Here is a 14,942-nt window from a genome sequence, read left to right on the forward strand (position 1 = left end):
GTTCTGCCGCTTAAGTCGGATGTCCGGTCACTCCGGCAAGGGGCGCAGCAGGCGGTATGGTGGGCCCAGCGGTTCGAAATGCGGGTTGTAACAGGGATCGTTGGACAGGCGCTCGCCCCAGCGGTTTCGCAGATGGCGGGCTTCTCCGGCCAGGCGGGCTATCTTCTCCGGCGTATCGTCGGTGCCGCGCGTCTGGGTTTCGAGGTGATAGAGCCGCGCGTGCGGCGTCCACAGAACCCGCAGTCCTGCCTGTTGGAGCTTCAGGCAGTAATCGACGTCCGCATAGGCGACGGGCAGATGCACCATGTCAAACCCTCCGACCGCTTCGAAAGCGGCCCTCGAGGTCAGCAGGCAGGCGCCGGTGACCGCCGAGACGGTGCGGGGCAGCGCGGCTTGGCCAAGATGTCCCGGCTCGTCGGCGCCAAGCCCCACGAAGGCGTGCCCGGCCGCGCCATCGGCGCCGAGGACGACGCCGGCGTGCTGAACCGTGTTGTTGGGGTAGAGCAATTTCGCCCCCACCGCCCCGACTCCGGGCCGGGCGAGCAGGGCCACCATCTCGCTCAGCCAGTCCGGGGTGATGGCGACGATGTCGTTGTTGAGGAAGCACAGCGCGTCGCTCTGGCTGGCGCCGGCTGCGGCGTTGTTGATGGCGGCCCAGTTGAAGGGACCGCGGAATCCGGCGACACGAAGCCGCGGATCGCGCGCCAACGAGTCGAAGAAGGGGCGCGACCGAGGATCGGTGCTGTCGTGATCGACCAGGATGATCTCGTAGTTGGGGTAATCGGTTCTGCTCAGAAGGCTGGATACACAGTCCCGAACCAGATCCACCGCATCCTTGGTCGGGATGACGATGGTCACCTTCGGGGCGGGCGAGGGGAGGGAGTAACGGACACGGGCACAGAACAGCCCGCCCGACCGGCTCCGCGTCTCGTGGTCGGCCGTGACGGTGGCGCGGCTTCCGATACGCCGCTGGTGCTCGCCCACCACGCGCTCAATTCCGGCCATGATGGCGGCCGGGTCACCGCCGCCCGACAGCGAAGCCGGGTTGATGCGCCAATGATAGAGGATTCGGGGAATATGCCGGATGCCGCCGGCGCCGACCCGTTCCAGAAGGCGCAACACCAGATCATGGTCCTGGACGCCCTCGGTCCCCTCGCGGAGTCCTCCGACCTCAAGCACCAGCCGCCGCTCGACCACCAGGAAATGGCAGACATAGTTGATGGATTGCAGCAGTTCGGGATCGAAATCCGGCTTGAAGGCGGGAGCGGTGTGCCGGCCGTCGGGGCCGATACGGTCTTCGTCGCTGTAGAGAACGGGGGAGGGCGCCTTGGCCAGTTCCTCCGCCATGCAGAGCAGGGCATCGATGGCCAGCCGGTCGTCATGGTCGAGAAAGGCCACATGGCTTCCGGTCGCCAAGGACAGTGCCCGGTTGGTGTTGGCGCTGACGCCGCTCCGGGTTCCGCTGAACACTGCGCGGATTCGGGCATCGCGGGCAGCTTCCCGCTGGATCAGCATGCGCACCGCGTCGTCGCGGGACGCATCGTCGGCGATGCAGAGCTCCCACTCCCCATAGGCTTGGGCGCGAACGGATTCGATCGCCTCCGCCAGCATCCACAGCGGCGGATCGCAGACCGGCATCAACACCGAGAAGAGTGGGCGTTTCTCCAGCGCGGCGGCCCGCTTCGGCAGTTGGAGCCGGCGCGTGGAGGTTTCGCTGTAATGGTTGTCGAAATAGGCGGCGTAGTCGGCAATGGACCGGGCGGAGGACACCCGCCGCCGCGGCACCTCGGCCCGAATTTCCCGCAGAATGCCGGCAAGTTCGTCCAGCCGATCCGACAGCGCGTCGGTCCGGTCGGCCTCGGCCTCGTTCAGCTCGATGGCGAGGGGGCCGAACACCACCGCGCCGCTGCGCCGGTCGCACAGTTGCAGGGTACGGCCCGACCGGACGGTGAGCAGAACCTCGAATCCATGGTCGCAGGTGGCGAAGCGGCTCAGGAGATCGCGGCGCTGCTGGTTGGCGACCGCTCTGGCAACGATGCGGTCGTCGACCAGGACATCGAGTTCGACCGTTTCCCGCTCATCCTCGGCATTGACCGCCCAGCCAATGACCCGCGCCCCCTCCACGCTGTCGACATTCGCCTCCACCTTGCGGCTGGCGGACAGAGACAGGCCGTTCTCCAGGACATGGCCAGTCGCGGCGACACGCAGGGCGACGGGGGTGCGCGCCGGGTCGATCCCGGGGAACAGGGAGGCGATATCCAGGGCGAAGCCGCAGGGCACCGGGCGGCCCAGCAACTGCGAGAGGCTTCCGCTCTCGCGGTCGGGCGTGAAAACCGCCTCACCCGTGCCGGCCGAGACGATGAGCGGCACGGGCGTGTCGGGCGCCGTGACGGACAGCACCCAGCCGGTCACACGCGTCCCGTCCCATGCTTCCACCCGTCCATAAAAGGGGGCGGTTGCCGAGGGTCGTCCCAGATCGCCAGTGGTCGTGCCGCCGTTTTCCGGTTCGGAGGGGCGTGCAGGCAAATGGGTCATGGTGAGGGTATCCTGAAAAAGCTGCCGCACGGTCCTAATCAGGAGGAGCGCCGACGCAGCGCCTCCGTGATCTCCCGGCGGAACTCTTTCATCTCATCGTCGCCACGCCAAGCCGGACGATGGATCTCGTCCTTGATCACCTCGTCCAGCACGCGCCCGTTGGCCGCCACATGGGCTTCGTCGTAGTAGGAGTGCCCGGTGTCGACCGAAAAGCCGTGGGAGAGATAGAAGAAGTCGGCCTCATGCGGGTTTTCGGTCGGAATGGGTCGGCCGCCGTACCCCGCCTTGACGATCCGGATGGTGTGATCGGCGTGTTCAAAACCATAATGCTTGAACCGCGTGTCGTAGTATCCGCAATAGGAAATCACCTCTTTCGTAAAGGCGGACACCTGCGCCGTCAGCGAGCGGCATATGTACGGATCCTGCGGTACGCCCGCCCCTCCGACGATTTTGTCCTGATACCAGGGAGGCAGAAGGTTGATGTGCCCCCAGAGGTGCAGGGCTTCAACCCATGGGGCCTCCCATTCCGGCTCGATCGGGTACGAGTCGTCTTCAATGATAAAATATAAATCGGCTTGCGTAAAATTATTTAAGTAAAACAGGGCTCTATTTTTGTTCCATGATATTCCTTTGTTTTGTCCTGTTACGTAATTTATTTCATTTTCTTCAAGAAATAGCCTGGTGTCGTCAGATGATCCATCATCGGCGACGATTATTTCGTATGAATGATTTGTATTTTCTTTAATTTTTTTGATAGTTTTGGCAAGACAATCAACGCGATTGTAGGTAATGACGCCTATTCCAATGGTCTGGCTTTCAGTATTGTTTTTATCTTTCATAATTCTGTCCTGCATCGTATGCGATATGCCACAGTGATGTTTGCGGAGATCATTGGAGCATATTTTAAAAGTTCGGTTTGCACTTTTAGTCGTAAAATTGCTTAAAGCCAATGTCTTGTCAACCGGCGTCAAGAGAAGGGGGCAGCTCGATGCCTGCTCCTGGACACGCTTTGGGGCTGCGACAAGCCTGTGGATATGGACTGGCCAGACAGCAAAGATGTTGACGCGCGTAATGGAACCGCGCACTCATGCACAGCCCTTGCGAGGGGTGCGATCACCGGTCTCCAGCTTGGGCTGGGTGGCTGGGCGGTATCGGGGAATGGCTTCGGTGCGCGACATACCGCCTGGAGCGTGGAAGATCACGATCTCTGAAACAGGAGCGAGCGTTGAGCAAGGTTGCTTTGATCACTGGTGTTACGGGACAGGACGGCGCCTATCTCGCGGAGCTTCTGCTTTCGAAGGGCTACACCGTCCACGGTGTCAAGCGGCGCTCGTCCTCGTTCAACACCGAGCGGGTGGAGCATCTGTACCATGACGTTCATGAGGGCAACGTCCGTTTCCGGATGCATTACGGCGATCTGACCGATGCGACCAACCTGATCCGCATCGTGCAGGAAGTCCAGCCCGACGAGATCTACAACCTTGCCGCCCAGAGCCATGTGCAGGTGAGTTTCGAGACTCCGGAATACACGGCGAACTCCGACGGGCTCGGCACGCTGCGCCTGCTGGAGGCGATCCGCATTCTTGGTCTGGAGCAGAAGACGCGCTTCTACCAGGCTTCCACCTCCGAGCTGTACGGCCTCGTGCAGGAGACGCCACAGAAGGAGACGACGCCCTTCTACCCGCGCAGCCCCTACGCGGCGGCAAAGCTCTACGCCTACTGGATCACGGTGAACTACCGTGAGGCCTATGGGATGCACGCCTCCAACGGCATCCTGTTCAATCATGAGGGTCCGACCCGCGGCGAGACCTTCGTCACCCGCAAGATCACCCGCGCCGTTGCCGCCATCCAGCTCGGCCTGCAGAAGGCGCTCTATCTCGGCAACTTGGACGCCAAGCGCGACTGGGGCCACGCCCGGGACTACGTCGAAGGCATGTGGCGCATCCTGCAGCAGGACAAGGCCGACGATTACGTCCTCGCCACCGGCGAGACCCATTCGATCCGCGAGTTCGTGGAGTTGGCTTTCGATTGCGTGGGCCGCAAGATCGAATGGCGCGGCACGGGCGTGGACGAGAAGGGCGTGGACGTGGCGACCGGCGACGTGCTGATCGAGGTCGATCCGCGCTATTTCCGCCCGACCGAGGTGGATCTGCTGCTGGGCGATCCGTCCAAGGCCCACGCCAAGCTGGGATGGAAGCACACCACCACCTTCCCGGAACTGGTGCGCGAGATGGTGTCGAGCGACCTCGCGCGTTTCGAGCGCGAGGCGGCGGGACGCCGGGCCTGATTCCGCCGGAGGAGCCGCCGTGGCGCGGACCGCACTGATCTTCGGGGTGTCCGGGCAGGATGGAAGCTATCTTGCCCGGCATCTGCTCGACCGCGGCTACACCGTCCATGGCACCTCGCGGGACTGCGAGATCGCGTCGTTCCGCAACCTGACAATCCTGGGCATCCGTGACCAGGTGAACGTCCATTCGGCGACCCTGCACGATTTCCGCAGCATCGTGCAGGTGATCCGGGCGGTGAAGCCCAACGAGATCTACAATCTCTCGGCCCAGTCGGCGGTGGGGCTGTCCTTCGAGCAGCCGGTCGAGACGATCGACAGCATCCTGAACGGCACGCTGAACATCCTGGAGGCCATCCGCTTCCTGGGGGTGGACGCGCGCTTCTACCACGCCTCCTCCAGCGAGAGCTTCGGCAACACCCTGGACGAGCCGGCCGGTGAGGCGACCGCCTTCCGCCCCTGCAGCCCTTATGGCGTCGCCAAGTCGGCGGCGCATTGGATGGTCGCCAACTACCGGCAGGCCTACGGGCTCTATGCCTGCTCCGGCATCCTGTTCAACCACGAGTCGCCGCTGCGTCCGGCGCGCTTCGTCACCCGTAAGATCGTCCGCGGGGCCATCGCGGTGGCGCAGGGCCGGGTGAAGACGCTGGAGCTGGGCAACCTCGCGGTGGCGCGCGACTGGGGCTGGGCGCCGGAATATGTGGACGCCATGTGGCGGATGCTCCAGCAGGAGGAACCGGACGATTTCGTCATCGCCACCGGCCGCATGCACGCGCTGGAGGACTTCGTCCGGACAGCCTTCGCGCATTTCGGCATAGACTGGCGGGAGCATGTGGTCCAGGGTGCCACGAACCTGCGGCCGATGGACATTCATCGCAGCGTCGGCAACCCGGCCAAGGCCGCGGCTCGTTTGGGATGGAAGGCCGAAACCCTGATGCCGGATCTCGTCAGCCGGCTGATCGAAGCGGAGCTGGCCCTGGCGCCGCCGTAAGAGGGACCCCGGAAAGGAGCCAAGAGAGGACTGTGACGGTGGCCGAGATCCGGGGTATAGAACCGGCCCGTTCCTGCCTGTGCCGTGGGGCTGCCGCCCATGGATTTCCCCACCCCGTCGGCCTGGCTTTGAGTGGATTGCGAGAGAAATGACCACCGAGAGCTTTCCCGGCTCCGTCAGCCAACAGAGGAACGGAGCCATCTACGACTCCGGAGACCGCAGCGAGGCGGCGCGGGCCTGGGAGGATCTCAGGGACGGCGCTCTGCGTTGGCGGCTGTGGAGCCGGCTCGGCTGGCACGACATCCGCAAGCGCTACCGCCGGTCGGTCCTGGGGCCCTTCTGGCTGACGCTCAGCATGGCCGTCATGGTGGGCAGCCTGGGGCTGATCTACGGCACGCTGTTCCGGTTGGACCTGGAGGGCTATCTGCCCTTCCTGGCGGTCGGGCTGGCCACCTGGACCCTTATCGCCTCCTTCCTCAACGAGGGATGCATCAGCTTCATCGAGTTGGAGCCGCTCATCAAGAACGTCCGCATTCCGATGTCGGTGCACATCCTGCGGGCGCTGTGGCGCAATCTGATCATCTACGGCCACAACATCGTGATCTTCGCAGTGGTGGCGCTGATTTTCGGGATCTGGCCGGGAGCGGCGGGCCTCCTGGCAGTGGCCGGGTTGGCGCTGCTCCTGGTGAACGCCGGCTGGATCATGCTGCTGCTCGGCATGATCTGCACCCGTTTCCGCGATGTGCCCCCGATCATCGGCAGCGTGATCCAGCTCCTGTTCTTCGTGACGCCGGTCATGTGGAAGCCGGAACTGCTGGGCGACCGCCGCTACCTGATGGTCCTGAACCCCTTCTATCATCTGCTGGAGGTCATCCGGGCCCCACTGCTGGGCCATGTGCCGGGCTGGGAAAGCTGGGTGGCTGGCCTGCTGTTCGCCGCCGCCGGCTGGGCTTTCACCTTTGCCTGCTTCGCCCGCTTCCGCAAACGCATCGCCTATTGGCTCTGACCCGCTGGATCTGGAATGGCTTCGATCCGCCTGAACGACGTCTCGGTCGATTTCGTGCTCTATCAGGGAAGCGCGCGCTCTCTGAAGAAGACGCTGCTTCGCACCTCCACCAGCGGTGCGCTGAAGCACGACGCGCACCACCGGATCACGGTGAAGGCGTTGAACAACCTGAACCTGACGCTGGAACACGGGGACCGGGTCGGGCTGGTTGGCGGCAACGGGGCCGGCAAGACGACCCTGCTGCGCGTCCTGGCCGGCGTGTATGAGCCGACCGCCGGGCGCATCCGCGTCGAGGGCAGCGTCACGCCGCTGTTCGACCTGGGGCTCGGCCTGGACATGGACGCGTCGGGCTACGACAACATCCGGATGCGGGCCGCCTATTTCGGCATCGACGGGGACGAGATCGAGTCCAAGATGGAGGACATCGCCGCCTTCACGGAACTCGGCGACTATCTCGACCTGCCGGTGCGCACCTATTCGGCGGGCATGACGCTGCGGTTGGCCTTCGCCGCGGCGACCGCGGTCGATCCGGAAATTTTGCTGATGGACGAATGGATCGCCGTCAGCGACACACAATTCCTGGAAAAGGCGCAGCGCCGGGCGGAAGGCTTCGTGAACCGGTCCAGCATCATGGTCGTGGCCTCCCACGTGGACGATGTCTTGAAACGGCTGTGCAACAAGGCCCTCTGGCTGGAACGCGGCGCGGTTGTGCGCATCGGTCCGGTTGACGAGGTGCTGGCGGCGTATCACAAACACAACGCGGGCGGCGAACCGCCGCCGCGAGACGGAGATGAGTGATCGGATGACGACGGGTACGGCAGCCTTTTCCCTGGACGGCAAGCGGGTGTGGGTCGCAGGGCATCGCGGCATGGCGGGGTCGGCGGTCGTGCGCCGGCTGGAGCGGGAGCCTTGCGAGATCCTGACCGTGGGCCGCGAGACGGTCGACCTGCGCCGCCAGGCCGAGGTCGAGGCGTGGATGGCCGAGGCGCGGCCCGACGTCGTCTTCCTCACCGCCGCCCTGGTCGGCGGAATTCACGCCAACAACACCCGTCCGGCCGAATTTCTCTACGAGAACTTGGCGATCGAAACCAACATCATCCACGCCGCCAAACAGGTTGGGGTGCAAAAGCTGGTCTTCCTCGGATCCTCCTGCATCTACCCGCGGATGGCGCCGCAACCCATCGTGGAGGACGCGCTGCTGACCGGCCCGCTGGAACCGACCAACGAGTGGTACGCGATCGCCAAGATCGCCGGCATCAAGATGTGCCAAGCCTATCGGCGGCAGTACGGCTGCGACTTCATCTCGGCCATGCCAACCAACCTCTACGGCTACGGCGACAACTTCGACATCCAGCAGGGCCATGTCGCTGCCGCTCTGATGATGAAGATCCACCGGGCCAAGACGGAGGGGGCAGGCAGCGTCGAGCTGTGGGGTGACGGCAGCCCGCTGCGCGAGTTCCTGTTCGTCGATGATCTGGCCGACGGGCTGGTCTTCCTGGCCAAGCATTATTCGGGCGAGCCGCATGTCAACCTCGGCTCCGGCCATGAGGTTTCCATCCGCGGCCTGGCCGAACTGCTGGCTGAGGTGATCGGCTTCCAAGGTGATTTCCGCTTCGACCCGTCCAAGCCGAACGGCACCCCGCGCAAGATCATGGATGGTCACCGGCTGGCCGGCATGGGCTGGACCGCCCCGACGTCCCTGCGCGAGGGGTTCGCGCGCACGTACCGCTGGTATCTGGAAAAGCTCGACGCTGGCACCCTGCGCGGCATGACCGCCGGCCGCTGAAGCGGCCGTCAGCCTTGACGGATGCGGCGCAGCAGCCGCCGCATCCGGTCGCGCCCGCGACGGGCGACGCCGCGGGCCAACCGGCGCCAGGAGAGGTCGAGCCCGGCCCCGGTTTCGGCCAGCCGCCGCTTCAACTCGGCGTTCTCCAGCCGGGTGGCCAGGAAACCCTCCTGGTACAGCTCGATGCGCCGACGCAGCCAAGCTTCCGACTGATAGAGGGGCAGGGCGTTCTGGATGGCGTAGACCTCCGGCTGGCCCTTGGCGAGGTTGCTGGACGTGCCGCCCAGCCCGAAGGAGGCGACGATCACCGGCATGTGCATCAGCGTGACGGACGGGTCGGCGATGGCCTTCAGGAACCAGTCGTAATCGGCATGGACCCGCCACCGCGTGTCGAAGGGACCGGTGCGGTCGAACACCGCCCGCCGCGCGAAGGTCCCCTGGTGCGGCAGACAGCCGCACACCATCGTTTCCGCGGCCTTGTCGGCCTCCAGGGGCGTATGAATGACCGACCCGCCCTCCGGCAGGCGGACCTCGATGTCCCCATAGAAGAGGTCGCCGTCCGGGTGCCGTTCGATGAAGCGCACCGCGTTCTCGACCGAACGGGCGTCGTAGAACCAGTCTTCGGCATTCAGGAAGTGGATCAGGTCCCCGGTGGCCCGCGCCAGTCCTTTGTTCATCGCATCGTAGATTCCGGCGTCGGGTTCCGACACGAGAAGCGCCGGCCGGTGCCGGTGACCTTTTAGGATTTCCAGCGTTCCATCGGTCGAGGCGCCGTCAACGATGATATGCTCAACGTTCTGGTAAGTCTGTTGTGAGATGCTGTCCAGAGTACGGACTATGCCGTCACGGGCATTCCGGCAAATAGTAATAACCGAAACCTTCATCCACCTGCTCCTGTTGAGATCGCCCTGATTGAGCGTCCCGAGTGCAGAGCTTGTATCGGATGAGGGTGCTACAGTACAGTCGCGCCACCGGTGGACCACCGGAAGAGCGACCGGGACACAGGGGCCAGATGCAGAGCAAGACCGCCGCCGATCCGACAGACGCCTCTGCCGAGGCGGCACGGACCACCAGCCTTCATGCGCTTGCCGTTGTCGCACGTCATCATGGGCTGCACCTTTCGGTCGAGCAGCTCAGGCGCGATTATGCCATCGAAGCCGGTGAGCCACCGACGAAGCTGTTGCTGAAGATTGCCGAAGACAATGGCCTGACGGCCCGCGCCGTCAAGCTGCGCTGGAAGCAGCTGTCCCGTCTGGGCAAGGCCTTGCCCCTTCTCCTGCGGTTGCGGGATGGAAGCACGATGGTGCTGGTGTCCTTCCGGGAGGATGGCGGCGCGCCCGTGGCCATGCTTCAGGACCCGCTGAGCACCGATCAGGCCTGCATTGCCGTGGACGAGCTGCGATTGGCCTCCGTGTGGGAGGGCGATGCCGTCTTCATCAAGCGCCGCTATCGCATGACCGACCAGGAGCAGCCGTTCGGCTTCGGTTGGCTGTTCGGGCAGATCCTGCGCGAAAAGCGGATTTTCCGCGACGTCGCCATCTCCGCGCTCGTGCTCAGCATGTTCGCGCTGGTCCCGCCACTCGTCTTCATGGTCATCCTGGATCGCGTGCTTGTCCACCAGCGCCTGTCCACCCTGTATGTTCTGGTGATGGGAATCGCCTTCATCCTGGTGTTCGACACCCTGTTCGGCTACCTGCGCCGCTATCTGGTCGCGATCGGGACGGCCAAGGTGGACGCGCGTATCAGCACTTACATCTTCGACCGGATGATCGGGTTGCCGATCGATTTCTTCGAGCGGACGCCGACCGGCGTCATTTCCTACAAGCTGAACGAGGTCTGGCGCATCCGAGGCTTCCTGACCGGCCAGATGTTCGGGACGGTGCTGGATTCCATGACCCTGCTCGTGCTGATCCCGGCAATGTTCGTTCTCAGCCCACCGCTCGCCTTCATGGTGCTGGGCGTAGCCGCCATCATGTTCTTTGTAGTGGCGGTCTACATCGGCCCGCTCGCCCGCGCCTACGGTAAGGTCATCCAGGCGGAGCAGCGCAAGGGCTCTTTCATGATCGAGGTGCTGCATGGCATGCGCACGGTCAAGTCGCTGGCGCTGGAAGGCCGCAAGCGGCTTGACTGGGATGTGCGCGTGGCCGAGGCGGTGCGCGCCAACACTGCGATGCAGCTCCTGTCCAATCAGCCGCAGACCATTCTGCAGCCGCTGGAAAAGTCGATCTATGCGGGAACCCTGGCGATCGGCGCCTATCTTGCCATCGGCGAGGGAGCCATTGTGAACGGCGGTACGCTCGTCGCCTTCAGCATGATCGCGAGCCGTGCGACGAGCCCCTTCGTCCAGATGGCTTCCCTGATGCAGCAGTTTCAGGAAACCCGGGGTGCCGTCGGCCAAGTAGCCTCGGTCGTCAACCAAGCTCCGGAGCAAGCGCTCGGGCGCCAGGGCGTGCGACCGGCGATCAAGGGCGAAATCACGTTCTCCGATGTGCGGTTCCGTTATCCCGGCGCGCAGAACCCGGCTCTCGACAACATCTCCTTCTCAATCGAATCCGGCCAAGTTATCGGCATCATGGGCCGCTCGGGGTCGGGCAAGACCACGGTCACGCGCCTGCTGCAGGGCCTGCATCAGAACTACGACGGCCTGATCAAGATCGACGGTGTGGACCTGCGGGAGATCGACCTCAGCCATCTGCGCTCGAACCTGGGCGTGGTGCTTCAGGACAACTTCCTGTTCAACGGTACGATCCGCGAGAACATCATGGCCGCCAACCGCAGCGCCTCGCTCGAGGACGTGATGCGGGCAGCCCGGCTTGCCGGTGCGGAGGAGTTCATCGAACGTCTGCCCCGCGGCTACGAGACGGTGATCGAGGAAGGGTCGGCCAACCTGTCGGGTGGCCAGCGTCAGCGCATCGCCATCGCCCGCGCTTTGCTCGTCGATCCCAGCGTCCTCATCATGGATGAGGCGACCAGCGCACTCGACCCCGACAGCGAGGCGATCATCAACAACAACCTGACCCGCATTGCGCAGGGTCGGACGATGATCGTCATCTCCCACCGTCTGGCCTCTTTGGTGAACTGTGATCAGATCATGGTGCTGGAGCGCGGCAGTCTGTACGACATGGGCAAGCACGACGAACTGCTTCAGCGTTGCGACGTCTACCGCCATCTCTGGTTCCAGCAGAACCGACATCTCTCTCCGGGAAATTCTCATGACCGCGCTCCTCTTACGTCAGCCGCAAGCACCTGACCGGGAGGCCGAACAGGCCATCATCGATTTCCAAGGCGAGACCGAGGAAATCACCGGTCAACCGGAACCGCTCGGCGCGCGTGCGGTCGTGTGGGCTTTGGCGGCGATGGCCGTCGTGCTGATTGTTCTGGCTTCGGTGACTGGGCTGGACCGTGTGGTCAGCGCGTCCGGGCGCATCGTGTCCCAGGCGCCGACCATTGTCGTCCAGCCCCTGGAAACCTCGATCATCCGCAACCTCAACGCGCGTGCGGGCCAGACCGTCCAGCGCGGACAGGTGTTGGCGACGCTGGACCCGACCTTCTCGTCGGCCGACGTCGCCCAGCTCGAACGACAGGCCAGCAAGCTGTCGGCCGAGATCGCCCGGTTGAACGCCGAAGCCGAAGGCGCACCCTTCAAGCCCGGCAGCAAGGAGCAGGATCTGGTTCTGCAGGAGTCGATCTGGCAGTACCGGCAGGCCGAGTACGCGGCCAAGCTCGCCAACTTCGAACAGCGCATGGCCACCTTGCAGGCCACGATCAAGACCAGCCGGACCGATGCCGAGTATTACCGTTCCCGCCTGAAGATCGTCGGGGAGATCGAGGACATGCGCCGGACGCTGGAGAAAAACCAGACCGGCAGCCGCTTGAACTCGCTGATCGCCAGCGACACCCGCGTGGAAACGGAACGGACCCTCGGCCTCAGCGAAAACACCATCCGCACCTCGTCGCATGATCTGGAAGCGCTGCGCGCCGAACGGGATGTCTATATCCAGCAGTGGCGCAGCACCATTCTGACCGATCTGTCGACCCGCCAAGTTGATCTGGAGCGTGTTCGCGAAGAGCTCTCCAAGGCCCAGAAGCGCCGCGACCTGGTCGAGTTGCGTGCGGTTGAGGACGCCGTGGTGCTGGAGGTTGGGAAGTACTCCGTCGGTTCCGTGGTGGAAACGGCTCAGCCGATCTACACTCTGGTTCCTCTGAACGCGCCGCTTGAGGTGGAGGCGGAAATCGCCGGCATCGATCAAGGCTTCGTCAAGCCCGGTGACCATGTGCAGGTGAAGCTTGAAGCCTACCGCTACATGAAGCATGGAATGGCGAAGGGCATCGTCAAGACGATCAGCGAGGATGCTTTCACCCGTCGTGAGGACCAGAGCCAGGCGCCGCGGCCATTCTATCGTGCGCGGATCGAACTGACCGAGGTGAAGCTGCGCGACGTGCCGGAGGATTTCCGGCTGGTGCCCGGCATGCCTTTGACGGCGGACATCGTGGTCGGCGAACGGACGATCATGTCCTATCTTGTCGAAGGGGCATTGAGGAACACCTCGGAAGGGATGCGTGAGCCGTAAAACCGCGAGGGCTCCGGCCCTCGCGTGATCTATTGGGAAAAGGATGTTGAGGCCGATGCGCAAGCTCATCAAGGCCGCCGGGCGGCTGTTCGGCTCCACGTCGCCAGACAACGATCACGCCAGAGGTCTTAAAGCGCACGAGCGGGAGGACCACAAGGCGGCGCTTGAAGCGTGGCTGGCCGCAGCACGCGCGGGCCATGCCGACGCGCAGTATCGCCTTGGCCGTCTGTACGACTTGGGCAAGGGAGTCGTGCGCAACGCGGTGGATGCGGTCGGCTGGTACCGGCAGGCCGCCGAGCAGGGACACGGCGAAGCCCAGGCCCGGCTTGCCGAAATCTATTACTATGGATCCGGCCAGCCCAAGGGCGTCGTTCCGACCGACGAGGCGCTGTCACTCCTCTTTCCCAACGGTCTGAAGATCGAACAGGATTACAAGGAGGCGCTGCGTTGGGCGCGGGCCGCCGCTGAAGGCGGAGTCGTCGGCGCACAGGCCATGCTCGGCTACATGTACGCCTCCGGTTTCGGCATCATCCCCGACTACGCAATGGCGGAGCGCTGGTACCGTGCCGCCGCCGAACAAGGCAACGCAGCCGCTCAGCTTGGGCTTGGGACGTTGCTCGCCGGTGGTTACGGGGAGGCTTCCGATCCCGTCGCGGCCCACGAATGGTTCCGTAAGGCGGCGGATCAGAAGAACGTCATGGCTTGGTACTACCTCGGCACCCAGTACGCCTCGGGGCTGGGTGTCGAGAAGGACCATGGCGAAGCGGCCAAATGGTTCCGCAAGGCGGCGGAGGCCGGCGCCGCCGCTGCTCAGCGGGCGCTCGGTCTGCTGTACGCGCGGGGAATTGGCGTCGCGGCCGACCCTCACCATGCGGAAACCTGGCTGCGCAAGGCGGCTGTCCAAGGCGATGCCGAGGCGATGCTGCAACTTGGCCATTTGAACAGCCGGGGCGGCGGGATGCAGCCCAATCTGTTCGACGCCGCATCCTGGTATCGTGCGGCGGGTGAGTTGGGCCATCGTGAAGCCCAGAAAATCATCGCTCAGATGTATCTGGCCGGATCCGGCGTGCCGCGTGACGAGATGGAGGCAGCCCGCTGGCTGGAGCGTGCCGCGGGACAGGGCGACCCGCAGGCGCAGTTGCGCATCGGCACCTTCTACGCGGAAGGGCGCGGGGTGACCCGCGACTATGACCGGGCGCTCGACTGGTTCCGACGGGCCGCCGACCAGGGAAACACCGACGCCGTCTACAACATCGGCATGCTGCACAGCCTGGGGCTGGGGGTGCCGCGCGACCCGGTGGGCGCCATCCAGTGGCTGGAACGGGCCGCCAGTCAGGGCAGCGCGTTGGCCCAGTTCCGTCTGGGGGCAGCGCTCGCGTCGGGGGACGGTGTGACGCAGGATTACGCCGCTGCGGCCGAATGGTCGCGCAAGGCGGCCGAGCAGGGCCATGTCGGTGCCATGGTCAATCTTGGCCGCTTCCGCATGCAGGGGTTGGGGGGAGACCGCGATATTTCGGAGGCGATCCGTTGGTTGACCGCCGCCGCCAACCAGAAGGAGCCGGCGGCGATGACGGCGCTCGGCGAGTTGCATGGCCATTGGAGCAATCATAAGGACTTCGTACAGGCCCATCTCTGGCTGGAGCGGGCGGCGGCGCTCGGTGACGAGCGCGCCAAGGTTCTGCTGGAGCGGATGCCGGTTCCCTCACCTTCCAACGCATCCGACAAGAACGATGGTGGTCGCTCCCGCGCCGCTGGGGAAGGCTGACCTC

The 14,942-nt window shown here is 64.4% G+C and carries 11 protein-coding genes; 8 read left to right on the forward strand and 3 right to left on the reverse strand.

The annotated features are described in order from the left end of the window. Window positions 1-27: 27 nt before the first annotated feature. Together H1Q64_RS33095 and H1Q64_RS33100 are read right to left on the reverse strand one after the other, a co-directional pair. A complete protein-coding gene (locus H1Q64_RS33095; RefSeq protein ID WP_237908204.1) occupies window positions 28-2,535 on the reverse strand; it encodes a glycosyltransferase family 2 protein in 2,508 nt (835 codons plus the stop codon). A 38-nt stretch (window positions 2,536-2,573) separates the two neighbouring features. After that, window positions 2,574-3,374 (reverse strand): glycosyltransferase family 2 protein, encoded by an 801-nt coding sequence (locus tag H1Q64_RS33100; RefSeq protein ID WP_237908205.1) that lies wholly within the window; start codon window positions 3,372-3,374, stop codon window positions 2,574-2,576. A 386-nt stretch (window positions 3,375-3,760) separates the two neighbouring features. Between H1Q64_RS33100 and gmd the strand changes: the two genes are divergently transcribed. The 5 genes from gmd (at window position 3,761) to fcl (ending at window position 8,602) form a co-directional block, all read left to right on the forward strand. Continuing rightward, window positions 3,761-4,822, forward strand: coding sequence for a GDP-mannose 4,6-dehydratase (gmd, locus tag H1Q64_RS33105; protein ID WP_237908206.1), 1,062 nt, complete (start codon window positions 3,761-3,763; stop codon window positions 4,820-4,822). Between the two features lie 19 nt (window positions 4,823-4,841). After that, complete coding sequence (locus H1Q64_RS33110; protein WP_237908207.1) at window positions 4,842-5,810, forward strand: GDP-mannose 4,6-dehydratase; 969 nt, start codon at window positions 4,842-4,844, stop codon at window positions 5,808-5,810. A 148-nt stretch (window positions 5,811-5,958) separates the two neighbouring features. Further along, window positions 5,959-6,816, forward strand: a complete 858-nt coding sequence (locus H1Q64_RS33115) for an ABC transporter permease (protein ID WP_237908208.1) — start codon at window positions 5,959-5,961, stop codon at window positions 6,814-6,816. Between the two features lie 15 nt (window positions 6,817-6,831). Beyond that, a complete protein-coding gene (locus tag H1Q64_RS33120; RefSeq protein ID WP_237908209.1) occupies window positions 6,832-7,614 on the forward strand; it encodes an ABC transporter ATP-binding protein in 783 nt (260 codons plus the stop codon). Between the two features lie 4 nt (window positions 7,615-7,618). Next, the gene (gene fcl, locus H1Q64_RS33125; RefSeq protein WP_330874672.1) at window positions 7,619-8,602 is read left to right on the forward strand and encodes a GDP-L-fucose synthase; all 984 of its coding nucleotides are present in this window, start codon (window positions 7,619-7,621) and stop codon (window positions 8,600-8,602) included. 8 nt (window positions 8,603-8,610) lie between these two features. Here the strand turns inward: fcl and H1Q64_RS33130 are convergent, their stop codons facing one another. Continuing rightward, window positions 8,611-9,486 carry a glycosyltransferase family 2 protein gene (locus H1Q64_RS33130; protein WP_237908210.1) on the reverse strand — a complete coding sequence of 292 codons (876 nt, stop codon included), beginning with the start codon at window positions 9,484-9,486 and terminating at the stop codon, window positions 8,611-8,613. A 128-nt stretch (window positions 9,487-9,614) separates the two neighbouring features. Between H1Q64_RS33130 and H1Q64_RS33135 the strand changes: the two genes are divergently transcribed. From H1Q64_RS33135 to H1Q64_RS33145, 3 genes are read left to right on the forward strand one after another with little or no spacing between them, the layout of a single operon-like run. Then, window positions 9,615-11,852: a peptidase domain-containing ABC transporter gene (locus H1Q64_RS33135; protein ID WP_237908211.1), complete on the forward strand. Its 2,238-nt coding sequence runs from the start codon at window positions 9,615-9,617 to the stop codon at window positions 11,850-11,852. After that, a complete protein-coding gene (locus H1Q64_RS33140; protein ID WP_237908212.1) occupies window positions 11,815-13,173 on the forward strand; it encodes an HlyD family type I secretion periplasmic adaptor subunit in 1,359 nt (452 codons plus the stop codon). The genes H1Q64_RS33135 and H1Q64_RS33140 overlap by 38 nt, the downstream gene beginning before the upstream one ends. 55 nt (window positions 13,174-13,228) lie before the next feature. Further along, the gene (locus H1Q64_RS33145) at window positions 13,229-14,938 is read left to right on the forward strand and encodes an SEL1-like repeat protein (RefSeq protein ID WP_237908213.1); all 1,710 of its coding nucleotides are present in this window, start codon (window positions 13,229-13,231) and stop codon (window positions 14,936-14,938) included. The last annotated feature ends 4 nt before the right edge of the window (window positions 14,939-14,942 follow it).

The organism is Azospirillum brasilense (genome assembly GCF_022023855.1).
Taxonomy (GTDB): Bacteria; Pseudomonadota; Alphaproteobacteria; order Azospirillales; family Azospirillaceae; genus Azospirillum; species Azospirillum brasilense_F.